We start from the raw sequence: 950 nt of genomic DNA on the forward strand, positions 1-950 counted from the left end.
CCGAAATCAGCGCCCCCGAAAACAGAGACGTCGCATGAAATCGGCGGACAACTCCTTTGACAAAAAGCGGGGATGTCTGAGACTGAGCGTTGAGCTCCGCTGATTCGAGGGGAACGCGAACGGATATGGCGGAAGAGAAGCGTCGTCTGGAGCGCGTGTAAGCCGAGATGAGCATGCGAAGCGACCTGCGGAATGGATGAGATCACGAACGCCATGCGTTCGATAGAGTGTCCTCCAAGCCTAGTTTCGGGGTCCATCCCAAGGTATTCTGCACTTTGGTGCAGTCAAGGGCCAGGAGGATTGCCTCATGTAGTTGGGTCTCCGGGCTGTTTGCGCCCGTGACCTGCCCCCCTGCCGTTCCCTCGTTCATAACGAGAAACTGCAGGTTTCTGATGTGCTACCCAACGTGCCCTCGGCCGTTGTTGGAGTTTCCGCAGTTCCATCAGGTCTGTCGGGACCTTGTTCCCGATAGCCCCGTGCGGGCGTTCTTCATTGCCGTCTCTACGCCAAGCCTCCAACTTTATCGGCGGTATCCGCAAGGCTCATGAACCAGTGCGCGTTCAGGCACTCCGCCCGGAACCGGCCATTGAACGCCTCGATGAAGGCGTTGTCGGTAGGTTTGCCCGGACGGGAGAAGTCCAATGTCGCATCGTTGGCATAGGCCCAAAGGTCCATATCCTTGGAGATGAACGCGCTGCCTTGGTCAACACGGATGGTGGCTGGGTAGCCGGTGCGCTTGCATATTTGCTCAAGCGTCGCGACCACGCCCTCCCCGCGATATGTGAACCAAGCATCAAGCACCGGGACATAGCGTGGGACGGTGTCGACGACCGTCAGAACCCGAATTTTCCGGCCTGTCGCCAACTGATCATGAACGCCTTCTGCGCGTCCGTGAACTTTGATGCCTTCATGCGGTTCCGCTCCTCTCCCAGCCAGGGAATCTCTGCGGA

Annotated in this window: 1 pseudogene; it reads right to left on the minus strand. The window is 58.3% G+C overall.

Annotated elements, in window-relative coordinates:
* Positions 1 to 440: 440 nt before the first annotated feature.
* Positions 441 to 876: pseudogene (locus tag FGE21_RS18995) on the minus strand (integrase core domain-containing protein); the annotation flags it as partial.
* Positions 877 to 950: the final 74 nt, after the last annotated feature.

Origin of the sequence: Phaeobacter sp. B1627 (assembly GCF_006265095.1) — a bacterium.
Classification (GTDB): Bacteria; Pseudomonadota; Alphaproteobacteria; order Rhodobacterales; family Rhodobacteraceae; genus Epibacterium.